The sequence below is a fragment of the Streptomyces sp. cg36 genome (assembly GCF_041080675.1).
Classification (GTDB): Bacteria; Actinomycetota; Actinomycetes; order Streptomycetales; family Streptomycetaceae; genus Streptomyces.
The window spans coordinates 2,498,150-2,522,709 of the sequence record NZ_CP163520.1; the positions used below are offsets into that span (position 1 = coordinate 2,498,150).

Here is a 24,560-nt window from a genome sequence, read left to right on the forward strand (position 1 = left end):
CATGCGGACACCGGGTGGAGCAAGTGCGGAGGCTGATTGCGGCCATTGTGAGGATCGTCTTCCGCGGCCCTCACGATGGCCGTTCACGCTGGTGGCGCACGGTGCGTATCCGGACACTCCCCTCTATCCGGTCGCCCCCGACTCCCCGATTGCGCCCAGGTGTTGACCCACGAAACGTTCGCTTAACGAACGGGGGCCCGCGCACAACGAACGATTTCCAGCCAAGTTCTTGACGCGCTCCTGACAGCACTCGGCCACTCCTGGCACTCTCTCCCCGATCCAAGAACCACTGCTCCGCATGCTCCAGCCGGACGGCCTCACCCAGCCGCCGGTACCCCCCTCGCAGAAGGAGTTCGCGTGAGATCCACGCACCGTCGTCGTGCCACCGCCACCGCCGCCCTGCTCTCCGCAGCCGCCATGCTCACCGTCGGAGTCCAGGCCGCCAGCGCCAGCGCACGCCCCGACGACTCCGCGTCCGCCAAGGCCCTCAAGGCCCAGGCCGTACGCAACCCGGGCGCCCTGCCCGCCAAGCTCTCGCCCTCACAGCGCGCCGAGCTGATACGCCAGGCCGACGGCAAGGCGGCCACCACCGCCAAGCAGCTGGGCCTGGGCGCGCAGGAGAAGCTCGTCGTCCGGGATGTGATCAAGGATCAGAACGGCACCACCCACACCCGCTACGAGCGCACCTACGCCGGTCTGCCGGTCCTCGGCGGCGACCTCGTCGTCGACGCCTCGGCCGCCGGCGCCCCCCAGGGCGTCATCAAGGCGAACCGCGCCGAGCTGAAGAACATCGCCACCACCGCCAAGCAGGGCCCGGCCGGCGCGCAGAAGCAGGCCCTCGCCGCCGCCGCCGACAAGGGCGCCAAGAAGGCCACCGCCGACCGCGCCCCGCGCAAGGTCGTCTGGATGGCCAAGGGCACCCCGACCCTCGCGTACGAGACCGTCGTCGGCGGGCTCCAGGAGGACGGCACCCCGAACCAGCTGCACGTCATCACGGACGCCGCCACCGGCGCCAAGCTGTACCAGTGGCAGGGCATCGAGACCGGTGTCGGCAACACCCACTACAGCGGCCAGGTCACCCTCGGCACCACGCAGTCGGGCTCGAACTACACCCTGACCGACGGCGGGCGCGGCGGCCACAAGACGTACAACCTGAACCACGGCTCGTCCGGCACCGGCAGCCTGTTCACCCAGACCAACGACACCTGGGGCGACGGCACCAACTCCAACGCCGCCACCGCGGGCGCCGACGCCGCCTACGGCGCGGGCGAGACCTGGGACTTCTACAAGAACGTCTTCGGCCGCAGCGGCATCCGCGGCGACGGCGTCGGCGCGTACTCCCGGGTCCACTACGGCAACGCGTACGTCAACGCGTTCTGGGACGACAGCTGCTTCTGCATGACGTACGGCGACGGCTCGGGCAACAACGACCCGCTGACCGCGCTGGACGTGGCCGGCCACGAGATGACGCACGGCGTCACCTCCAACACGGCGGGCCTGGAGTACAGCGGCGAGTCCGGCGGCCTCAACGAGGCGACCTCGGACATCTTCGGCACCGCGGTCGAGTTCTACGCCAACAACGCGTCGGACCCGGGCGACTACCTCATCGGCGAGAAGATCAACATCAATGGCGACGGCACCCCGCTGCGCTACATGGACAAGCCGAGCAAGGACGGCGGCTCCGCCGACTCCTGGTACTCCGGCGTCGGCAACCTGGACGTCCACTACTCCTCCGGCCCGGCGAACCACTGGTTCTACCTGGCCTCCGAGGGCAGCGGCACCAAGGTCATCAACGGCGTGACCTACAACTCGCCGACCTCCGACGGCCTGCCGGTCACCGGCATCGGCCGCGACAAGGCCCAGCTGATCTGGTACAAGGCGCTGACCACCAAGTTCAACTCCAGCACCGACTACGCGGGCGCCCGCGCGGGCACCATCGCCGCGGCGACCGAGCTGTACGGTGCGGGCAGCGCCGAGGTCAACAACATCACCGACGCCTGGGCGGCCATCAACGTCGGCGCCCGCCACGGCGGCGGCGGCGACCCGGGCGGCAAGGTCTTCGACAACGACACCAACGTCAACATCCCGGACTCCCCGGGAGCGGCGGTCACCTCGTCGGTCAACGTCACCGGGATCACGGGCAACGCGCCGAGCGCCCTCAAGGTCGGTGTGAAGATCGTCCACACCTACATCGGCGACCTCCAGGTCGACCTGGTGGCCCCCGACGGCACGGTCTACCCGCTGAAGGCCACGGGCACCGGCGGCTCGACCCACAACATCGACGCCACGTACACCGTGAACGCCTCCTCGGAGGTCGCCAACGGCACCTGGAAGCTGAAGGTCCAGGACAAGGCGCGGTACGACACGGGCTACATCGACGACTTCAAGCTCACGTTCTGACGGTCAGGCGGCTGACCGGAACGTGAAAGGTGCCCGGACCCCCACAAGGGGTCCGGGCACCACTCGTTTCCGGCTCCGGCCGGGTGCCGGGGGCTAGTCCCCGGCGGCCCGGGCGGCCGTCACGTAGTCCCGGAGCATCGCCTCGAACTCGTCCGCCGCGATGTCACAGTCCTCGAACTGCCCGTACAGGTCGGTCAGCCGCACGGTGCCGGCCGAGACGCGCTCGGCCCCGGCGCTCGCGGTGGAGAGGGTGAACCCCGACCCCCACCGCGCCGAGTCGGCGCGCCAGGCCGCCAGGTACGTCTCGGCGGCGCCCGCCGAGGCGATCCCCAGCAGGAGCGTCTCCACCGCCCGCCGCAGGTTCTCGTCCGCGGCGGGCTCCCTGGACGGGACCCAGTCCTCGTCCTCGTCCAGGGCGAACGTCCACACGGCCGGAGTGAGGGGCCGGCCCATCACTTGCCCTTCGGGAAGAAGGTCGAGGGCCGGTAGGTGCCGTCCTCCCCCTTCTCCAGGAAGCCCTGCATCTTCACTCCTCTGTGCGTGCCCGTCACCCGGGTGTTGCCGTACTTGTACTTGCCGGAGCAGAACAGCTTGGCCCCGGCCTCCATGATGTCATCGGCCGTCCAGTCCTGCGGGAAGAAGGTCTGGCCCGCCGAGCCCTGTTTCTCCAGCTGGGTGCCGTCGTCGCGGATGGCGCCGACCTTGCCGTTGCCCTCTCCGTTGGCGCCGCGGACGGTCACGGAGCCGTCGGCGTTGGTGTGCATCTCGCCGTTGATGTAGCGGTTCGCCGGGATGCCGCCGGACTGCTTGGGGTGCAGGTGCCACCCGCCGAAGGCGCCCTTGTCGTTGACGTCGCCGTTCAGGACGTGCCCCCGGGTCTTCGCCGAGATCGTGGCGTCCACGTTGGCCGGGGCGTTGCAGTTGTGGACGAGCAGCGACTCGTCGCCGACCGTGACGAAGTAGGTGTGCAGTCCGTCGACGGTCAGGTCGTAGGTGACGGTCGTGGCGCTGGAGAAGGCGCGGGTGTTCAGGACCTCGGCGGTGGCTCCGTCGAGGGTCTGGATCCGCTGGCCCGGGTGCAGGTCCTTCGCCCGCGTCCACGTCTTGGCGGTGGTCTCGTAGATCTGGTGCAGCGCCGTGGTGTGGAGCGGCTCGGGGCCCTCCTTGGTGGCGACGGTCAGGTCCACGAAGTCCCGGTCGTGCTTGGTCACATGGACCTCGGTGACCTTGTGGACCTCCTTCTTGTCCTTGCCCGGCTCGGCGGTCAGGACGAGGTCGCCGACCTTGACCTGGCTGATGGGCCGGGCGGCCCCGCCGGCGAGCACCACCGAGGTCTGCCCGCTGAAGCTGTGGCACCCGCCGCGGACCTTGCCGCCCACGGCACCGAAGATGCCGCCGAGCGCCGCGCCCGCCGCGGTCGCCTTGACGGCGCCGCTGACGCTGCACCCGTCCTCGCTGCCCGCACAGGTGGCCCCGTAGTAGGAGCCGCTCTCGGCCGCGCCGGCCGCGATGCCGGACGCCGCGCCGCGCGCCACCGCGCCCAGCGCGCTGCCCGCCAGGGCCCGGCCGACCGCCGCGCCCGCGCCCATGCCGATCAGGCCGGTGCCGGCGCCGATCGCCGCCGCGCCGAGGAAGCCGCCCAGGGTGTGGGGGCCGTCGCTCATCGCGTAGCCGACCGCGTTGGCCAGCGCTCCGGCGGCGGCGGCGCAGGCGACCGCGCCGACTCCGGCGGTCAGTGCGGTACAGGCGACCGCGCCGGCGATGCCGACCACCATCGGCACGATGGTCGAGGCGTGCTGCTTGACGTAGTTGGCGGTCGCCTTCACCGCCTTCTTGACGGCTCTGCCGACCTTCTTGGCGGCCTTGACCACCTTGTGGGCGACGTGTTTGACCGCCTTGGCGACCCGCTTGACCGCGTGCTTGACGGCCTTGGCGACCTTGTGGACGTAGTGCTTGACCCGCTTGTACGTCCGCTTGACGTATCTCTTGACCTTCTTGACGGCGTCATGGACGTAGTGCACGGCCTTGCGGACCGCGTGCTTGATCCGGTGGACCGCCTTCTTGACGGCCTTCTTGATCTTCTTCGCTGCCTTCTTGACGGCCTTGGCGACGTGCTTGACGGCCTTCTTGGTCTTGTGCCAGGCCGACTTGGCGACGTGCTTGACCTTCTTCTTGAACTTCTTCCAGGCGCCGCCGAAGCTCCAGTGACCGGTGGGGTCGGTCATGGTCATCGGGTTGTCGTCGCCGTAGGCGAACCTGTTGGCGCCGATGGAGGCCGCGTCGTCCGAGACGTCCGCGGTGTCGCGGTCGCCGAACCGGCCGGTCTGCGGCGAGTACCAGCGCGCCGCCATGTTGACCTTGGCGGTCTCCGGGTCGGTCCAGCCCGACTGGTAGCCCAGGCGGCCCAGCATGGTGCTGGACTGCTGGACCTTTCCGAACGGCGAGTAGGTGGTCGAGCCGCTGAGCGCCTCGCCGCCCGCCGTGAACTGGCCGATCACGTCGTCGTGGAGATCGGTCAGCACCAGCGCGGAGCTCGTGCCGTCCTTCACACCGACCAGCGAGCTGTCGGCGTTGCGGCTGTAGGTCGCCGAACCGTCGGAGGCCACGTCGTTGCCGGTGCCGCTGTAGGCGAACCGGAACACCGCCACCATGCCGGGGTCGTTGGCCGACAGGACCCGGTCCAGACCGTCGTAGGTGTAGGTCCGGTCGCCCTCGTTGATCACGCGGTTGAAGGCGTCCGACTTCATCGCGGTCTGCTTGCCCGCCTCGTCGGTGAGCGTGCTCATCGTGCCGCGGGCGGTGTAGGTGTAGCTGTTGTGCCCGTCCGAGGTGAGCTCGTTGCGGGCGTCGTAGGTGTACGTGTCGCCGCCCACGCGCGTCCGGTTGCCGGAGGCGTCGTAGCCGTAGCTCTCCGTCGCCGTCCCGTTGTTCCAGGAGGACAGGCGGTCGGCCCAGTCGTAGGTGTAGGTGTTGGCGGAGGCCCCGGCCACCCCGGTGGTGGTCTTCGACGTCTCGTTGCCGTTCGCGTCGTAGCCGTAGCTCACCGAGGCCAGCGTCTTGCCGGCCGGGGAGGTCAGGGTGTCCGACTTGAGCTGCTCCAGGGCGTCGTAGCCGAAGGCGCGCTTGGCCTTGCCGGTGCCGTAGTCGATCGACTTGACGTTGCTGTTGACGTCGTAGCCGTAGGTCAGCGTGGAGCCGGTGGCGCCGTCGTTGACCGTGGAGAGACGGCCGTCGGTGTCGTAGCCGTAGGTCGACGTGCCCGCGGCGTCCGTCCGCGAGGTCATCCCGCCGTCGCCGTCGTAGGCGAAGGAGGAGGTGCCGGACGGGCCGGTGGTCGACAGCAGCTGACCGCGGTCGTCGTAGCCGAAGGTGTCCTTCCCGGTGTCGGAGTCGGTGCCGGTCACCGAGGTGATCCGGTCGTCCGGGTCATAGGTGTAGGTGTGGTCGGCGGTGGCGGCCTCGGCGCCGGTGCCGGTCTGCCGGGTGAGGCGGCCCTTCGCGTCGTACTCGCTGACGACCTTCACACCGCCCGGTGAACGCTGCTCGCGGACCTGGCCGTTGGCGTCGTAGACCTGGGTGAAGGTGCGGTCGGCCGCGTCCGGGTGGGCCGGGGTGGCGGGCTCGATCGAGGACTCCTCCAGACCCCAGGAGTTGTACGTGGTCAGGAACGGGTTGCCCCGGCCGTCGGTGGTGCGGGTGCGGTGGCCGCCGATGTCGTACCCGAAGGTCGTGGTGATCGACTCGGTCGCGGAGACCGGCTGCACGGCCTTGGTGACCAGACCCGTGGGGTCCACCGTGAAGTTGGTGGTGTGCCCGCGGAAGTCGGTCGTCGAGACCGCGTTGCCCATCCGGTCGTAGGTCGCGCCGGTGGTGCGCAGCACCGCGCCGCCCGCGTCCAGGTCGCTGATGGAGGCCAGCTCGCCGTAGCCGTTGTAGGTGTTCCGGGTCGAGGTCCCGTCCGGGTCCGTGGACGTCAGCAGCTGCCCGTCCTGGTCGTACGTGAACCGCGTGGTGTTGCCGACCCCGTCCGTGGTGGAGGTGACCTCGCCGAGCGCGTTGTACCCGTAGGACTCGCTCACCCCGGCGGGGCTGACGTGCTGGGACAGCTGCTGCCCGGGCGCGTCGTAGGAGTTGATCGCCGTGTAGGCGCGCCGGGTGGGCTGGCGCACGATGTCCGTGCTGGTGAGCTCGCGGCCCAGGTAGTCGTAGGTCGACTCCTGGCGCGCCCCGTTGGGCCGGGTCGCCGAGAGCTGGTCGCCGTTGGTGTCGTAGGTGTACCTGGTGGTGTCGCCGCCCGGCTCCTTCACCGCGGCCAGATCGCCCAGCTGGGTGTAGGTGTACTCGGTGCGGTTGCCCAGCGCGTCGACCTCCGCGGAGACCTGGCCGAGGTGGTTGTACTCGTTCCAGGACACCGACTTGACCGGTGCCGGGGCGCCCGGCGCGGTGTAGTCGGGGAGCGTCGTGGACGCCTCCTGGCCCTCGCCGTCGTAGGCGGTCACCGTGACGTTGCCGAGCGGGTCCGAGGACTCGGTCTGCTCGCCGAAGGTGTTGTAGCCGGTGAGCGAGACCGGGCGGACCGACGAGGGGGTGCCGCCGTTCTGCTCGGCGTTCACGGCCGGCTCGGTCACGCTGGTCTGCTGGCCCGACTCGTCGTAGCCGTAGTCCGTCGTGTTGCCGTTGGCGTCGGTCACCGCGAGCGGCATGCCGCGCTGGTCCAGCTTCCAGCTGGTGGTGCGCACCGAACTGCCCGCGGCGGGCAGCGTCTTGCCGTAGACGCCCGAGACCTGGGTCGCGGTGAGCGCCTCGCCGTAGACCTGGACGTCGGCGAGGGAACCCTTGTGGAACTCGCCCTGCGTGCCGCCCGACATGCGGCGGCCGATCTGGAGCGGGCCGGTGGCCTCCCAGGAGCCGCTGTAGGGGGTGGTCGCCTTGAGCGCGCCGTTGACGTACAGCCGGATCTCCCCGGCCGCCGCGTCGTAGACACCGGTCAGATGCGTCCAGGTGTTGGCCGTCACCGCCGCCGTGCCGGAGGTGGCACGGGCCAGGGTCGGGTTGGCCTGGTCGCCGGAGGTGCGGTTGAAGGACCAGCCGTACGCCGTCGAGTAGTACAGCTGGAAGCCGTGGTCGGCCTTGCCGTCCTGCGAGACGAACGTGTGGTTGGCGGTGGTGTCGGCCAGCTTCACCCAGGTGGAGACGGTGAAGCCGCCGTTGGTGTTGACCGCGGGGCCGGCGCCCTGGCCGTAGGCGTTCGCGGTGCCGTCGAAGACCGCGCTGCCGCCCTGCTCGGTGGAGCGGGTCACGCCGGAGCCGAAGGTGACCTTGTTGTTGCCGCCGGAGGAGTCCGCCGCGTTGGTCCCGCTGGTCTCGTTCAGCTTCCAGCGGCCGATGGGGGCGGTGGTGCCGTCGTGGACGGTGTTGCCGGTGACGTTGCCGAGCGCGTCGTAGCGCGTGTCGGTGGTGCTGGTGTCGCCGGTGGGGTCGTAGTCCGTCTCGGAGACGACGTTGTCGTCCGGGTCGTAGGAGACCTTGTTGGTCCGGGCGAGGCCGCCCGGGTCCATGGTGGTCGACGTGGTGCGGTCGGCGGCGTCCACCGTGAACGAGGTGGTCGTGGTGCCGTCGTTGGTGACCTGCTTGACCAGGTTCCCGGCCGCGTCATAGGTGTTCGCCTGCTCGGTGAACGCCTTGCCGTTCTGCGGGTCGCTGCGCACCACCGTGGCCGAGAGGCCGTCGTCGGTGTAGGTGTACGCGGTGACCCAGCCCATGGCGTCGGTGATCGACGCGAGCCGCCCCGCCGGGTCGTACGCCCGCGACTCCTGCACCAGCTTCGTCGGGGACGACGGGCTGTTGGGGTCGCCGGTGTAGTTGAGCAGGCTCGTGGTGAGCGGCTTGCCCTCGGCGTCGAAGGTGTACTCGTTGACGTTCCCGACCGGGTCCGTCTCCTTGACCTTGTTGCCGTAGACGTCGTACTCGAACGCCGTGACGTCGCCGCCCGGATCCGTCCGGGTGGCGACCCGGTTGTACGCGTCGTACGTCATCGCGGTCGTCCGGGAGGCGTCACCGCCCGAGGCGTCCGCGACCGTCTGGGACTGGACGTTGCCGTCCGGGTCGTAGACGGTCGTCGACTTCGCCTGGTGGACGGCGCCGGTGACCCGGTTGGTGACCTTGGGGCTGAGCTCCGAGACGACCTGGTCGTCCTTGTCGTAGCCGAGCGTGGTCGTCAGACCCGCCGGATAGGAGTCGGAGACCTCGGTCCTGGTGACCTGGCGGCCCAGGTTGTCGTACGTGTACTTCACCGAGGCGCCGTTGGCGTCGGTGGCCTGCGCCAGGTCGCCGTTCTTGAAGTAGGTGTACGAGGTGGTGCGCCCGCCGGGCGTGCGCACCGAGGCGACGAGTCCGGCCGGGGCGTAATTGGTGCCGCCCTCGGCCGCGACCGTGGTCGCGGTGGTGTACGCCGTGGTGGCGGTACGGCCCGCCGGTGAGCCCGGCACCGGCGGCGTGGTCACCGAAGTGACGTTTCCTCCGGTGTCATAGGTGTAGCTGGTGAGATAGGTGTTGTCGGTGGGCCCGGAGGAACGGCCGTCGCGCTCGGTGAGCATCAGGTCGTTGCGCGGGTCCATCGCCGGGAACAGCGTGGTCGCGTCCGGGTAGTACGTGTAGTACTCGGTGGCGCAGACGTTGGCCGCGGTGTTCTGGCAGGTGGTCGTGGAGACCGTGTTGCCGCGCACGTCGTGGCCGGTCACCGAGCGGTTGCCGTTGGCGTCCGTCACCGTGTGCAGGAAGCCCGAGGTGTCGTAGCCGTAGGTGGCGCGCTGCCCGTTGGTGTCGACCGCCGCGAGCAGGCGGTTGCCGAGCTCCGCGTCGTAGACGTAGGTGAGCGTCTTGTCGGTCGGGTCGGTCAGCTTGACCGTGCGGACCGGGGCGGTGCCGGTGGCGGACCTGCCGGCCGAGTAGTGCCGGGCCACGTCCGCGTCGGTCAGGGCGCCCGCGTGGAAGGCGACCTCGGCGATCGAGCCGTCGAAGTGGCTCGCGTCGGAGGGCGCGCTGAACCAGCCCTTGGCGAAGCCGCCGCCGATGAAGGTGCGGCCGGTCGCCTGGGTGCCGGGGGCGCCGGTGAAGTCGGCCTGCTTGGCCCCGTCCAGGTACAGCGTCTGGGTGGTGCCGGAGGCCGTGAGGACCGCGTGGTGCCAGGCGTTGTCGGTCACCGTGGGCGTCGAGCCGAAGTCCTTGGCGCCGTCGGAGCCGGAGCTCCACCAGTGGCCGCGCAGCTTGCCGTCGGCCCCGACGTAGAGCAGCGGCGCGTAGGCGCCGCCGACACCGGCCGGGTCGTCGGGGTCACGGGCCTGGTCGGCCGCGATCACGCCCGGCTTGGCGGTGCGGAACCACAGCTCGACCGCCCGGTTGCCGGAGCGGTGCAGGGGCGCGTAGGGCAGCTCGGCGTAGGAGGCCGCGCCGTCGAAGTCGACGGCGGTGCTGTCGTCCGGGCCGAACGGTCCCTCGGCGCCCTGGGTCGCCGAGTTGTACGTGCCGAAGCCGGTGTTGACCTCGTTGGCGGCCTGCGGCGCGCCCTGGGTGTCGCCGAGCCGCCAGTATCCGGCGGGGGCGTCGCCCATCACGGCCGAGCGGTAGACCTGCGAGGAGCCGGTGACGGTGGCCGGGTTGAGCTTCCAGGTGCCGCCGTCGCCGTCCACGGCCTGGGTGACCATGTCGTCGGCGGTGGAGTAGGTGACGGAGCTCTGGACCTTGCCGTTCGGCGTGGTGATCTTGTTGAGCAGTCCGGCGGGACGGGTCGCGGCCCGGTACTGGGCGGTGATGACGTCCTGGGCGAGCGGCTCGGAGTAGATCGCCGCCTCGGCGAGCTGGCCGCTGAAGTGGCCGAGCGGGTCGGCCGCGTTCATGTTCGGCCAGCCGTCGGTGTTCACCCCGGCGCCGAGCGTCAGACAGGGCTGGGCCCAGTCGTTGATGGTGCCGGTCTTGCTGCCCTGGAGCGTGCCGTCCAGATAGAGCGACATGGTGGTGGCGGCGCCGGTGAGGACGGCCTGGTGCCACTTGTTGTCGTTGACGGCGGCGGTGGAGGCGATCGTGGTGTTGCAGCCGGGCGAGGAGGCGAAGCAGCCGTGCAGCTTGCCGTCGGTGCCGACGTAGACCGCGGGGGTGTTGTGGGTGGTGGTGCCCACCGGGTCGGGGTCGCTCAGCGGCTTGTCGCCGTAGTAGAAGAGGACACCGCCCGCCTGCGCGGTCTTGAACCACAGCGACACCGAGGCGTACGAGGGGGTCGCGCCCGGCGCGCTGGGTATCTCCACGTAGCTGCTGGTGCCGTTGAACGACGCCGTGGGCTGGGTGGATCCGGCCAGCACGCTCGCGCCGCCGGTGGTCACGTTGTGGTAGATGCCGTTGTACTTGCCCTGGTTGAGGTCGACGGCGTCCTTGGCGACGCCCTCCCCGGCCGCCTCACCGAGCCGCCAGTACGCGAACGGGTCCTCGTCCAGGACCGTGGTGCGGTAGTGGTTGCCGGTGGCGTAGCCGTAGCCGGTGCACTTGGTCCAGTCGGCGGGCGGGCAGACCTTGGTGAGCTGGTCACCGGTGTAGTCGTACTGCCAGGTCTGCGCGGTGTTCGCGTCCTTCGGGTCGGACGGGTCGGTGGCGACCGTGGCGACGTGTGCGGCGCTCGCCCCGGCGGGCGTCTGCCAGGCGAGGGTCAGCGAACGCCCCGAGGTGGTGTTCGTGATCTTCGTCAGCTGGTTGCCGGTGTAGGCGAAGGTCTCGGTGCGGCCCGCGAAGTCCTTGATGGACGAGATCGCGTAGACACCGGCCTTCCCGGTCGGCTGGGTGAAGGTGTAGGTGGTGAAGTCCTTGTCGACCAGCGTGTATCCGCCGCTGACCGCCTGGAAGCGGGCGTAGCGGCCGAGCGGCGGGACGAAGGTGCCGTCGCTGTTGCGGCCGTAGGCGACCTGCTCGCCGCCCGGGTAGGTGATGACGACGTTGCTGAGGGCGCCGGTGCCGTCCTTGACCTCGGCGGCCTTCATGTCCGCGATGGTCGCCCAGCCCGCGCCGAACGCGCCGTCCTGGCGCGGGTCGAGGCTGTTGTAGGAGCGCTCGATGGAGAGCGAGGGCCCGCTGACCTGGACGTCCGCGTCGGTGTCGTCGGTGGTGTAGTTGCCGTCGCTGGGGTCGAACTCATGGCCGTCGGTGTTCTGGGTCAGCCCCGAGGTCACCGGCGGCTGCGGCACCGCGGTGGTGAACCGGCTGTCGTAGGAGACCGAGTTGGTCCCGTCGCTGACCGTCGCGAACCAGAGGTAGTTCCGGCTCCACTTCAGCTTCCCGGCCGGGACCTGCCAGGCACCCTTGGTGAGCGCGCCGGAGCTGACCACCGCGGTCTGGCTGGTGGAGTCGGCGTCGAAGACGTCGAAGGCGTACGAGAGCGGGCTCGGCCCGTGGTCGGCGTCGCTCGCGTACACCGTGAGCTCCGGGCTCAGGGTGTTGGCCTGGAAGTTCTCCGGCGGGTACTGGGCGTTGACCTGCGGGGCCGCGTTGGCGGTGTAGGTGAGGTCGAGCGCCGGGCGGAAGCCCGCGGTGGTGGAGTTGTCCGAGTGGAACTTCTTCCAGTGCAGCATGTCGCTGGTGATCGCGGTCATCGCGAGGCCGTAGTTGGCACCGCCGCCCGCGACACCGTTGAACCAGCTGGTGTTCAGCGGCACCGGCATCTTCACGCCGACACCCGTGGAGCTGGAGGAGTTGGAGCAGGACGCGCCGGGCGCCACGGTCGCCGAACCGATGGCCGCGCCGTAGGACGGGCCGGGGTAGCCGGTGACCGTGGAGGGCGTCCACGCCTTGGTGACCGGGTGGACGTTGAACGGCTCGGGGGTGCAGGTCGAGGACCAGATCGCGTAGACGTTCAGGGTCGCGGCGGTGACCTTCTGGCCCGCCAGCGTGGTGCCCAGCGAGGAGAACTGGAGGAACGAGTTCGCCTTGTTGGCGCCCGAGTCGTAGGACCCCACCTTGATCATGTTCTCGGTGGAGTGGTCCCCGCCGATCGTGTTCTGGGTGTACGTCGAGTTGCCGGCCGCCACCGTCGGGTCGACCGTGACCGGGAAGACCCGCTTCGGGTCGTCCAGCCAGGTGCGGTCGGCGGTCATCCGCAGCGCGGGCGCGCCGTTCGCGGTGGTGAGCTCATAGGTGACCGCCCGCGACTGGGCGGCGTCGCCCGAGCGCGGGTCGATCTTCGAGTCCTCCATGAAGGCGTGCGGGACCGTCGCCGCCACCTTGCCGTCGGCGCCGGTGAGCACCACGTCGCCGTCGGCCCCGATCGCGGGCGTGAGGCCCTTGGCCTTCAGCGGGAAGAGCCAGGAGTTCGGCGCGTCCTTGGACTTGAGGACGATCCGCTCCTTGAAGCCCTCGGCCAGCGGCGACAGCTTGAGGTCGGTGTCCTTCAGGACGTCCGGGTAGGTGGCGGTGGAGTCGCCGTCGACCACCGGCTCGCTCCTGGCGGCGCCGCTCAGCCCGTACGCCAGCGAACGCCCGGAGCCGAAGTCGACCGAGGCGAGGTCGGGGGTGGCCGCGTCGGGCGCGAAGGTCACCGCGAGCGAGTTGGCGTTCTCGACCAGCTCGCCGCCCTTCTCCTCGCGCAGCCTGGTGTCGATCGGCTTCCAGCTGCCGTCGGCCGCCTTGAAGTTGCTGCGGCCGGTGTAGTGGCGCACGGTCGTGGAGCCGTCGGCGTTGGTGAAGAAGTCCGAGGTGGCATTGGACTTCTTGGCGTCCCGCCTGCTGGTGCGGGCGTCGAAGCTCTTGGCGTTCCCGGCGGCCTTGCCGGTCTTCGCCGGCTTCGCCCGGTCCTCGGGTCTCTCGTACGCGCCGAGTTCGCCCTTGCCCCTGCCGGGTCGGCGGCCGTTGCCGCCCTTGGCCCGGGTCTGCTGGGCGGAGGCACTGTGGCTCTTGCCGCGCGCGGTGCCGCTCTGCTGGTCGGGGGTGTCCAGCGGGGACTTGTTCGCCCACTCCCACAGCCCCGCCGGCGACCACTTGGGCATGGACAGCCGGGGCAGTGTGGCGCCGGTCGCCTCCGCCGTCTCCGTGGTCAGCATGAAGGAGAAACACAGCAGGACCAGGAGGGCGGTTCTCCTGGCCCTGCGGCGCCCGGTCCGACCGGGTGGGAACAGCAGACGGGACGTTCGTGCCCATCGAAAACGCATTGAGGCAGCCTTTACTCACGCGCGGCTTACAGGGGACAAAGCCTGGCGATCGTGCCTCACGGTTTTACTTTGGTTGCCTCCGGACCATGATCCTTTGATCTTTCTTTGCCATGTCCATGCGGTTCGGAATACTGAATTCCGGACTAAGAGGGTGTATTGACGCCGCGCTCGACGGCGCGCGCCACCTCGGCCCGCACCTGGTCGCCCGGGGCGACCACCGTCGCGTTCGCGGCCGTCGACTTCCCGCCGACCAGGACGAACCGGACCTTGGGGTGGTCCTTCGCCGCCGCCTCGGCCGCCGCCACCGGCGCCCCGCCGACCGCCACCACCACATCGCAGGACCGCTGGATCAGACCGTTCACGAACGGCGTGGCGTTGCCCGCCGTCTGCTCGCCCGTCACCGGGACGAAGTTGACCCGCGCGCGCGTGGCCGCCGAGGCGTCCTGGAGCCCCGCCCACACCGGCGCGCCGGGGGTCCCCTCGGTGACGCCCTGCGGCCCGGTCAGCAGACAGGCGTCCACGTCGCGGTACTGGCGGGCCCGCGGATCCGGCGGCCCCGGCTTGTCGTCGTCGCCGAGCAGCGAGACCGCGAGGGCCCCGGCGGCCACGGCCGCGGCCACGCCCGCCGCGGTCCAGACGCGGCGCCGGTGCCGCCGGACGAACGCGGCGGCCCGCCCGAACCGCACCCGCTGCCGGGCGTACCCGTCCCGCTTGTCCTGCTCCTCCCGGGCGGCCTTCGCCGCCTGGGCCTGACGTACCTGCTTGACCTGCTTCACTCGCCCGCGCCGCTCTCTCGTGCCACATTCCGTGCCGTCGGCCATGCCAGCCAGCCGTGTACGGCCGCGCCCGCCGTCGACAGCCCGATCAGCAGCACGTCGGCGGCGAACCGGGTGCCGTGGGTGTCGTCCGGGGTGGTCGCCAGCTGGACCACCCAGGACACCCACACCGCGCAGAAGATCGCGAAGGCGACCCAGTCGGCGGCCCGGTGCCGCTTGACGGCGACGACCAGCGACGGCACCGGGCACAGCAGCCCGAGCGTGACGAAGGGCAGCAGCGCGAGACCCACCCGCGCCGCCAGCGTCCGATACGGGCGTATCGGACGCGAAGCGGCATTCTCGGCAGGATTCACAATCGGACCTCGCAGTTCCGTACGCGGTGCATGGCCATGGCCGACGTACGGTACAGCCCGCGCGGACTCAGCGCATCAGCACCCCCGCGCCCTCCCCCGTCGCCTCGGTCGGCAGCGCGACCAGGCCGAGATCGGCGCCGCCGGCCAGCAGCCGGTGGGCGGGCAGCACCCGGACCGTGTAGCCGTACGGGCCGGTCCGGTCCAGGGCGAGGGGCCCCTCGTAGAGCCAGCGGCCCTCCAGGTCCGGGCCGCCCGCGGGCTTGAGCGCCACCGTCTGGGCGTCCGCGATGGCGTCCGCGGCGTCCACCCGGCCCGCGACCGCCTGCACCTCCACCTCGTCCGGCTGGAGCCCGCCGAGGCCGGTGCGCACCCGCAGGGAGAGCGTGGAGCCGAGCTCGGCGTGGCCGTTGACCGCGGTCGCCGCCAGCGCCTCCACGTGGTCGACGGTGACGTGCGGCCAGGCCGCCCGCACCCGCGCCTTCCACTCGGCGAGCTCCCGGGCGGCCGGGGCGTCCAGCGAGCGGTGGGCGCGGGCGGCCGGGGCGTAGAGCCGCTCCACGTACTCGCGCACCATCCGGCCCGCCAGCACCTTCGGGCCGAGCGAGGAGAGGGTCTCGCGGACCATCTCGATCCAGCGGCCCGGCAGCCCGTCCGGCCCCCTGTCGTAGAAGCGCGGCGCGACCCGGTCCTCGATCAGGTCGTAGAGCGCGGTCGCCTCCAGCTGGTCGCGGCGGTCCTCGTCGGTCGCGGAGCCGTCGGCGGTCGGGATGGCCCAGCCGAAGTCCGGCTCGTACCACTCGTCCCACCAGCCGTCCAGGACCGAGAGGTTGAGACAGCCGTTGAGCGCGGCCTTCATCCCGCTGGTGCCGCACGCCTCCAGGGGCCGCAGCGGGTTGTTGAGCCAGACGTCGCAGCCCGGGTAGAGCTTCTTGGCCATCGCCATCCCGTAGTCGGGCAGGAAGACGATGCGGTGGCGCACCCGGGGGTCGTCGGCGAACCGGACCAGCTCCTGCACCAGCCGCTTGCCGCTGTCGTCGGCCGGGTGCGCCTTGCCCGCCACCACGATCTGCACCGGCCGCGTGGGGTGCAGCAGCAGCTCCATCAGCCGGTCCCGGTCGCGCAGCATCAGCGTGAGCCGCTTGTACGAGGGGACGCGCCGGGCGAAGCCGATGGTGAGGATGCCCGGGTCGAGCACCCCGTCCACCCAGCCGAGCTCCGCCGTGCCCGCGCCGCGCAGCCGCCACGAGGCGCGCAGCCGCTCGCGCACCTCGGCCACCAGCTGCTCGCGCAGCTCGCGCCGGAGCTCCCAGATCTCGGTGCCGGGGATGTCGGCGACCGCGTCCCAGCGCGGTGAGCCGCCCACGGTCAGCGCGTCCTCGGCGCGCCCGGCGCCGATCTGGCGCGCGCCCAGCCGGAACACCTCGGGCGCCACCCAGGTCGGCGCGTGCACCCCGTTGGTGACGGAGGTGATGGGCACCTCCGAGGGGTCGAAGCCGGGCCAGAGCCCGGCGAACATCTCCCGGCTGACCTGGCCGTGCAGCACGGAGACGCCGTTGGCGCGCTGGGCCAGCCGCAGGCCCATCACGGCCATGTTGAAGAGGTTCGCCTCGCCGCCCGGATAGGTCTCCATGCCCAGGCCCAGGATCTTCTCCACGTCCACGCCCGGCAGTTCGCCGTCCTCGCCCAGGTGGCGGGCGACCAGCTCGCGGTCGAAGCGGTCGATCCCGGCCGGCACCGGGGTGTGGGTGGTGAAGACGGTCCCGGCCCGCACCGCCTCCAGCGCCGCCTCGAAGTCCAGCCCGTCGCCCGCGAGTTCGCGGATGCGCTCCAGGCCGAGGAAGCCGGCGTGGCCCTCGTTGGTGTGGAAGACCTCCGGCGCCGGGTGCCCGGTGATCCGGCAGTACGCCCGCACGGCCCGCACCCCGCCGATGCCGAGCAGCATCTCCTGGAGCAGCCGGTGCTCGCTGCCGCCCCCGTACAGCCGGTCGGTGACGTCGCGTTCGCCCGGTCCGTTCTCCTCCACGTCGGAGTCGAGCATCAGCAGCGGGACCCGGCCGACCTCGGCGATCCACACCACCGCGTGCAGCGCCCGGCCGCCGGGCAGCCGCAGCGAGACCCGGGCGGGCTCGCCGTCGGCCTCCCTCAGCAGCGTGAGCGGCAGTTCGTTGGGGTCGAGGACGGGATAGGTCTCCTGCTGCCAGCCGTCCCGGGAGAGCGACTGGCGGAAGTAGCCGTGTCTGTAGAGGAGCCCCACGCCGATCAGGGGCACGCCGAGGTCGCTGGCGGACTTCAGGTGGTCGCCGGCCAGGATGCCGAGGCCGCCCGAGTACTGGGGCAGCGCGGCGGTGATGCCGAACTCCGGCGAGAAGTAGGCGACGGCGCCGGGCAGCCCCTCGGGCTGCTGCTGGTACCACCGCCGCCCGCCCAGGTAGTCGGCGAGGTCGTCGGCGCAGGCGGTGAGCGCGCGCAGGAAGCGGCGGTCCCCGGCGAGCGCGGCGAGCCGGGCGGCGGAGACCGACCCGAGCAGGCGCACCGGGTCCTCTCCGGCGGCCCGCCACTGCTCGGGATCGACGGACTGGAAGAGGTCGCGGGTCTCGGGATGCCAGGACCAGCGCAGATTGCGGGCCAGCTCGCTCAGCGGCCGCAGGGGCTCGGGGAGGACGGGGCGGACGGTGAACCGACGGATTGCCTTCACGTGTTCCACCTTCGCAGGGGAGGTACGCAACCGGGTGGACGTACAGCTCTGTTCGACTGGCCTTCACCCTCGAAGGTAGTGGGGCGGCGCCCCGCACCACCACGGCGCACGGAGGCGACCGCCCCCGGCGTGCGCCCTTGTGACCACGTGGCCGACGGGGGGACGCTCGCGGGGGGCGTGCGGTGCGTACGGGGGACGGCCGGGGGGCCGGGCGCGGCGCGGGCCGGACCGGTGGTCGAGGAGGGGAACCACGGCATGGGAGCACCACGTACCGCCCGGCCGCGCACGGCCGCGGCACTGACCGCGCTGGCCACGGTGGCCGCGCTGTCCCTCGCGCTGCCCGCCCGCGCCGCGCCGCCCGAGGGCCGGGTGCTGGGGGCGGGCGCGCCGGGCGCGGTCGGCGACAGCTACATCGTCACGCTCAAGGACTCCACCGGTGCCCGCTCCGCGGCGGGCCGTGAGCTCGCGGCCCGGTACGGGGCGCGGATCCGCCGGACGTACACGACCGCCCTGAACGGGTACGCGGTGCGCGTGGACGCCGGGCGGGCCCGGCTGCTGGCGGCCGATCCGGACGTGGCGTCGGTGGCGCAGGACAGCGCGGTGCTGCTCGACGACCACCGGGACGCTCCCCCGGGCCGGCGTCAGGAGGGACCCCCGAACTGGGGCCTGGACCGGATCGACCAGCGCGATCTGCCGCTGGACGGGGTCTACTCCTGGCCCGCCGGCGGGGGCGCGGGCGTCACCGCGTACGTCCTGGACACCGGGGTGCGCACCACGCACCGGGAGTTCGGCGGGCGGGCGCGCAGCGGCTGGGACTTCGTGGACGACGACGCGGACGCGCAGGACGGAAACGGGCACGGCACCCATGTGGCGGCGATCCTCGCGGGCGCGGACCACGGGGTGGCCAAGCGGGCGGACGTGGTGGCGGTGCGCGTCCTGGACGACCGGGGCGCGGGCACCACCGCCCAGGTGATCGCCGGGATCGACTGGGTCACCCGCAACGCGCACCGCCCGGCCGTCGCCAATCTGAGCCTGGGCGGCGCCCCCAGTCCGGGGCTGGACCGGGCGGTGCGGGGGGCGGTCGCGGCCGGGGTGACGTTCACGGTCGCGGCCGGGAACGACGGCGCCCCGGCCGAGCGGTACTCGCCGGCCCGGGTCCCGGAGGCGATCACGGTGGGGGCGAGCGACCGCGGCGACGCCCGCGCCCCGTTCTCCAACTGGGGCCCGGCCCTCGACCTCTTCGCCCCCGGGGTCGCCATCACCTCCGCGTGGAACACCGACGACACCGCGACCCGCACCCTGTCGGGCACCTCGATGGCCGCGCCGCACGCCGCGGGCGCGGCGGCGCTGTACCTGGGGGCGCACCCGGCGGCGGACCCGGCGCGGGTGGCGGCGGCGCTGAGCGCCGGCGCGTCCGCCGGGAAGATCACCGGCGCGGGCCCGGGATCGCCCGATCGGCTGCTGCGGACCGGAGTCGATCCGTCCGCCAACTGAACTTGCGGGTAGGCAAATTCTGGCCCGGTCCCGCCGAAAGGCGGGGCCGCCTCGTTGCCCGATCCGTTACGCGCAGGTAGTTAACAAACCACCGGAATGCCCACTCGCCACCCGTGGAAGGCTCCTCCGGTAGGACGCCGTCCGTGCAACGCGCCACCCGCCACCCGAGTGAACGCGGACAGGAGCGGCCATGCCCGACGCCCGTGGAACGCCGACGGAGCGGTTGAAGCAGTTACAAAGAGCAGACCCCACCACGCCCCGCACCCACCAGCCACCAGGTGAGCCCGTGAATCTGCCCATCGGTCGTATCCCCGTCCTGGACGTACGCCCCGCCGTCGACTGCGGCAGACGCCCGGCGAAGGCGGTGGTGGGCGAGACGTTCCAGGTCAGCGCCACCGTCTTCCGCGAAGGCCATGACGCGGTCGCCGCCAACGTGGTCCTGCGCGACCCGCGCGGGCGGCCCGGCCCGTGGACCCCGATGCGCGAGCTGGGGCCGGGCACCGACCGCTGGGGCGCCGACGTCACCCCCACCGCCGAGGGCCGCTGGTCGTACGTGGTGGAGGCGTGGAGCGACCCGGTGGCCACCTGGCGCCGGCACGCCTCGATCAAGATCCCGGCGGGCCAGGACACCGAGCTGGTCCTGGCGGAGGGCGCCGCGCTGTACGAGCGGGCCGCGCGCGGGGTGCCGAAGACCAAGGGCCGGGAGGCGGTGCTGGCCGCCGTGGACGCGCTGCGCGACACCGCGCGCCCGGCCGCCGCCCGGCTCGCCGCGGCCCTCACCCCCGAGGCGGACGCGGCGCTCGGCCGCCATCCGCTGCGCGAACTGGTCAGCTCCAGCGAGCCGTTGACGCTCGTCGTGGAGCGCGAGCGGGCGCTGTACGGCTCGTGGTACGAGCTGTTCCCGCGCTCCGAGGGCGCGGTGGTCGAGGCGGGCCGACCCCCGGTGAGCGGCACGTTCCGGACCGCCGCCGAGCGGCTCCCGGCGGTCGCCGCGATGGGCTTCGACGTCGTCTACCTGCCGCCCGTGCACCCCATCGGCACCACCTTCCGCAAGGGCCCCAACAACAGCCTGTCGGCGGCGCCCGGCGACGTGGGCGTGCCCTGGGCGATCGGCTCGCCGGACGGCGGGCACGACGCGGTCCACCCCGACCTCGGCACCCTCGACGACTTCGACCACTTCGTGCGCACCGCCCGCGACCTGCGCATGGAGGTCGCCCTCGACTTCGCGCTCCAGTGCTCGCCGGACCACCCGTGGGTGGAGAAGCACCCCGAGTGGTTCCACCACCGGGCCGACGGGACGATCGCGTACGCCGAGAACCCGCCCAAGAAGTACCAGGACATCTATCCGATCGCCTTCGACCGGGACCTGCCCGGCCTGGTCGAGGAGACCGTGCGGATCCTGCGGTTCTGGATGGACCACGGGGTGCGGATCTTCCGGGTCGACAATCCGCACACCAAGCCGGTGGTGTTCTGGGAACGGGTGCTGGCCGAGGTCAACGGCGGCGACCCGGACGTGGTCTTCCTGGCCGAGGCGTTCACCCGCCCCGCGATGATGCACACCCTGGCCAGGGTCGGCTTCCAGCAGTCGTACACGTACTTCACCTGGCGCAACGGCAAGCAGGAGCTGACCGACTACCTCACCGAGCTCTCCGGTGAGACGGCCGCGTACATGCGGCCCAACTTCTTCGTGAACACGCCCGACATCCTGCACGCCTACCTCCAGCACGGCGGCCGGCCCGCCTTCGAGGTGCGCGCGGTGCTCGCCGCGACGCTCGCCCCGAGCTGGGGCGTGTACGCGGGCTACGAGCTGTGCGAGAACAACGCGCTGCACGACGGCAGCGAGGAGTACCTGAACTCGGAGAAGTACGAGCTGCGGCCCCGCGACTGGGAGGCGGCGGAGCGCGAGGGCCGGTCCCTCGCCCCGCTGCTGACCACGCTCAACCGGATCCGGCGGCGCCACCCGGCGCTGCGCCAACTGCGCTCGCTGCGCTTCCACCACACCGACAACGACGCGGTGCTCGCGTACAGCAAGCGCTCGGGGTCGAACACCGTTCTGGTGGTCGCCAACCTCGACCCCCACCACACCCAGGAGGCCACGGTCTCGTTGGACATGCCGGAACTCGGCCTCTCGTGGCACGAGTCCGTCCCGGTGCGCGACGAGCTCACCGGTGAGACCTACCACTGGGGCAGGGCCAACTACGTGCGTCTGGAGCCGGGCCGCGCTCCCGCGCACGTCCTGGCGCTGCGACCGTCCCCGCCGATCGGAGGGTCACCCACACCATGATCGTCAACGAGCCCGTCCACGACACCTTCGAGGACACTCCCGCCAAGGACCGCGATCCCGAGTGGTTCAAGCGGGCCGTCTTCTACGAGGTGCTCGTGCGGTCCTTCCAGGACAGCAACGGCGACGGCGTAGGGGATCTCAAGGGCATCACCGCCAAACTCGACTACCTGCAGTGGCTGGGGGTGGACTGCCTCTGGCTGCCGCCCTTCTTCAAGTCCCCGCTGCGGGACGGCGGTTACGACGTCTCGGACTACACCGCGGTGCTCCCGGAGTTCGGCGACCTCGCCGACTTCGTGGAGTTCGTGGACGCCGCCCACCAGCGCGGCATGCGCGTGATCATCGACTTCGTGATGAACCACACCAGCGACCAGCACCCGTGGTTCCAGGAGTCGCGCAAGGACCCTTCGGGGCCCTACGGCGACTACTACGTCTGGGCCGACAACGACAAGCAGTTCCAGGACGCCCGGATCATCTTCGTCGACACCGAGACCTCCAACTGGACCTTCGACCCCGTCCGCAAGCAGTACTACTGGCACCGCTTCTTCTCCCACCAGCCGGACCTCAACTACGAGAACCCGGCCGTCCAGGACGAGATCCTGGCCGCGCTGCGGTTCTGGCTGGACCTGGGGATCGACGGCTTCCGCCTGGACGCCGTCCCGTACCTCTACCAGGAGGAGGGCACCAACTGCGAGAACCTGCCCGCGACCCACGACTTCCTCAAGCGGGTCCGGGCCGAGATCGACGCGGGCTACCCGGACACGGTGCTGCTCGCCGAGGCCAACCAGTGGCCGGAGGACGTCGTCGACTACTTCGGCGACTACGCGGCGGGCGGGGACGAGTGCCACATGGCGTTCCACTTCCCCGTGATGCCGCGGATCTTCATGGCCGTGCGCCGGGAGAGCCGCTACCCGGTCTCCGAGGTGCTCGCCAAGACCCCGGCCATCCCCAAGACCTGCCAGTGGGGCATCTTCCTGCGCAACCACGACGAGCTGACCCTCGAAATGGTCACGGACGAAGAGCGCGACTACATGTACGCGGAGTACGCCAAGGACCCCCGGATGCGCGCCAACATCGGCATCCGGCGGCGCCTGGCCTCGCTGCTGGACAACGACCGCAACCAGATCGAGCTGTTCACCGCCCTGCTGCTCTCCCTGCCCGGCTCGCCGATCCTCTACTACGGGGACGAGATCGGGATGGGCGACAACATCTGGCTGGGCGACCGGGACGCCGTACGGACCCCCATGCAGTGGACGCCCGACCGCAACGCGGGCTTCTCGTCCTGCGATCCGGGACGCCTCTTCCTTCCCACGATCATGGACCCGGTCTACGGCTACCAGGTGACCAACGTCGAGGCCGCGATGGCCTCGCCCTCGTCCCTGCTGCACTGGACCCGCCGGATGATCGAGATCCGCAAGCAGAACCCCGCTTTCGGTCTCGGCTCGTACACCGAGCTCCCCTCCTCCAACCCGGCGGTCCTGGCGTTCCTGCGCGAGCACAACGACGACCTCGTGCTCTGCGTCAACAACTTCTCGCGGTTCGCCCAGCCGACCGAGCTGGACCTGCGGGACTTCGCGGGCCGCCATCCGGTGGAGCTGATCGGCGGGGTGCGCTTCCCGGCCATCGGCCAGTGGCCGTACCTGCTCACCCTCGCGGGGCACGGCTTCTACTGGTTCCGGCTGCGCAAGGACTGCGTCGTGATCGGCTGAACCCAGCGGGCCCGGGGCCGCTTTCGGGCGCCCCGCGGCCCGCCCCGGGCGGGCCGGTTTCCTCCGGCCCGCCCGGGGCACTCTCCACTGCGACGCTCCGGACCGCTTTCACCGGCACACCGGAGGCCCCGCGCGCCGCCGGACAGCCAATGCCGCAATCCGGGACACTCTGCGCACATCCTGCTGTGAGCCCGGGGAAAGGACGCGCTGCCATGCCCAAGGCCGCACCCACCCTGACTCCCGTCGCACTGCTGCCCTCGCTGGCGCCGCTGCTCCACGAGTGGCTCCCCCGGCAGCGCTGGTTCGCGGGCAAGGGGCGACCGGTCACCGGCTTCTCGCTCGCCTCGGTCACCGAACTGCTCCCCGGCACCCTGCACCTGCTGGTCCGGGCCGAGCAGACCGGCCCCGCCCCCGAGCCCGCCGACGTCTACCAGCTGCTGCTCGGCGTGCGGAAGGTGCTGCCGCCGCCGCTCGCCCCCGCGCTGGTCGGCCACGCCACCGACGGGCCGCTGACCGGGCTCACCGTCTACGACGCCCTCCAGGACCCCCAGGTCGCCGCGCTGCTCCTGGAGCGGCTGCGCACCCCGGGCCGGCTCGGCCCGCTGCGCTTCGGCCGCGCCGCGGGCGCCCCCGTACCGGCCGGGCTCGCCCCCCGGCTGCTCGCCGCCGAGCAGTCCAACTCCTCGCTGGTGTACGGAGATACGTTCATCCTCAAGGTATTCCGCCGGATCCACTTCGGGGTCAACCCCGATCTGGAACTTCCGCTGGTCCTGGCCCGCCACGGGTGCGCCCGGGTGCCCGCGCCCGCCGCCTGGCTCCAGACCGAGCGGCCCGAGAACGCCACCCTCGCCGTGCTCCAGCCGTTCCTGAGCGGCTCGCGGGACGGATGGGAGCTGGCGCTCGGCGCGCTCGCCGACCGGCGCGACTTCACCCGGGAGGCGCACGCGCTGGGCCGGGCCACCGCCGAGGTGCACACCGCGCTCGCCGACGCGCTGCCGGTGGTCACGCTCGGCCGGGCGCAGACCGAGGCGCTGGCCGCCGCCATGCACGAGCGCCTGGAGGCCGCGGCCCAGGCGGTGCCGACGCTGCTGCCGCACGTGCCGGGGCTGCGGGCCGCCTTCGACGCGGTGACGCGGGTGGCCGGACCCCGGCCCGCCCAGCGCGTCCACGGCGATCTGCACCTGGGCCAGACCCTGCGGACCGCGAAGGGCGAGTGGGCGGTCATCGACTTCGAGGGCGAGCCCGCCCGGCCGCTGGCCGAGCGCCGCCGTCCGCAGCCGCCGGTCCGCGACGTCGCCGGAATGCTGCGCTCCTTCGACTACGCGGCCCGCACCCAGCTGCCCTGGCGCCCCGAGTGGGCCGAGTCCTGCCGGGACGCCTACTGCTCGGGGTACGCGGCGGCGGCCGGCACCGACCCGCGCGACGAGCCCGAACTGCTGCGCGCCTACGAGACCGACAAGGCGGTGTACGAGGTGCTCTACGAGGCCCGCCACCGCCCCGACTGGCTCGCCGTCCCGATGGCGGCGGTCCGCCGGCTGGCCCAGCACTGACCCCGATCCGCACCGCCCGAGGAGGCCGTACCCGTGACCGCCCGCCCGCAGAACCCCACCCCCTCCCGGCCCGGCCGATCCAGGGCGCCCGCGGCGCCGGAGGCGACGGCGAAGCCGCA

10 protein-coding genes are annotated in these 24,560 nt (G+C 71.7%); 5 read left to right on the forward strand and 5 right to left on the reverse strand.

Translation table 11 applies throughout. The annotated features are described in order from the left end of the window. Window positions 1-357 precede the first annotated feature (357 nt). Complete coding sequence (locus AB5J87_RS11015; protein WP_369376217.1) at window positions 358-2,400, forward strand: M4 family metallopeptidase; 2,043 nt, start codon at window positions 358-360, stop codon at window positions 2,398-2,400. A gap of 93 nt (window positions 2,401-2,493) precedes the next feature. Here AB5J87_RS11015 and AB5J87_RS11020 read toward each other — a convergent pair whose 3' ends face one another. The 5 genes from AB5J87_RS11020 to glgP all read right to left on the reverse strand — a co-directional run bounded on the left by AB5J87_RS11020 (window position 2,494) and on the right by glgP (window position 17,407). Continuing rightward, window positions 2,494-2,853, reverse strand: a complete 360-nt coding sequence (locus AB5J87_RS11020) for a hypothetical protein (protein WP_369376218.1) — start codon at window positions 2,851-2,853, stop codon at window positions 2,494-2,496. Next, entirely contained in the window at window positions 2,853-13,475 is a 10,623-nt protein-coding gene (locus AB5J87_RS11025; RefSeq protein ID WP_369376219.1) for a LamG-like jellyroll fold domain-containing protein, read from the reverse strand. The genes AB5J87_RS11020 and AB5J87_RS11025 overlap by 1 nt, the downstream gene beginning before the upstream one ends. Window positions 13,476-13,726: 251 nt before the next feature. Beyond that, a complete protein-coding gene (locus AB5J87_RS11030; RefSeq protein ID WP_369376220.1) occupies window positions 13,727-14,359 on the reverse strand; it encodes a BMP family ABC transporter substrate-binding protein in 633 nt (210 codons plus the stop codon). Then, the gene (locus tag AB5J87_RS11035; RefSeq protein WP_369376222.1) at window positions 14,356-14,649 is read right to left on the reverse strand and encodes a hypothetical protein; all 294 of its coding nucleotides are present in this window, start codon (window positions 14,647-14,649) and stop codon (window positions 14,356-14,358) included. Before AB5J87_RS11035 ends, AB5J87_RS11030 begins: the two co-directional genes overlap by 4 nt. 130 nt (window positions 14,650-14,779) lie before the next feature. Continuing rightward, a complete protein-coding gene (gene glgP / locus AB5J87_RS11040) occupies window positions 14,780-17,407 on the reverse strand; it encodes an alpha-glucan family phosphorylase (RefSeq protein WP_369376223.1) in 2,628 nt (875 codons plus the stop codon). Between the two features lie 255 nt (window positions 17,408-17,662). Here glgP and AB5J87_RS11045 point away from each other — a divergent pair, with 255 nt between their 5' ends. The 4 genes from AB5J87_RS11045 (at window position 17,663) to AB5J87_RS11060 (ending at window position 24,441) form a co-directional block, all read left to right on the forward strand. Then, window positions 17,663-18,901, forward strand: coding sequence for a S8 family peptidase (locus AB5J87_RS11045; protein WP_369376224.1), 1,239 nt, complete (start codon window positions 17,663-17,665; stop codon window positions 18,899-18,901). Window positions 18,902-19,187: 286 nt separating this feature from the next. Next, complete coding sequence (locus AB5J87_RS11050; protein WP_369376226.1) at window positions 19,188-21,185, forward strand: alpha-1,4-glucan--maltose-1-phosphate maltosyltransferase; 1,998 nt, start codon at window positions 19,188-19,190, stop codon at window positions 21,183-21,185. Beyond that, window positions 21,182-22,891: a maltose alpha-D-glucosyltransferase gene (gene treS / locus AB5J87_RS11055; protein WP_369376227.1), complete on the forward strand. Its 1,710-nt coding sequence runs from the start codon at window positions 21,182-21,184 to the stop codon at window positions 22,889-22,891. The genes AB5J87_RS11050 and treS overlap by 4 nt, the downstream gene beginning before the upstream one ends. Window positions 22,892-23,103: 212 nt before the next feature. Next, window positions 23,104-24,441, forward strand: coding sequence for a maltokinase (locus AB5J87_RS11060; RefSeq protein ID WP_369376228.1), 1,338 nt, complete (start codon window positions 23,104-23,106; stop codon window positions 24,439-24,441). Window positions 24,442-24,560 lie beyond the last annotated feature (119 nt).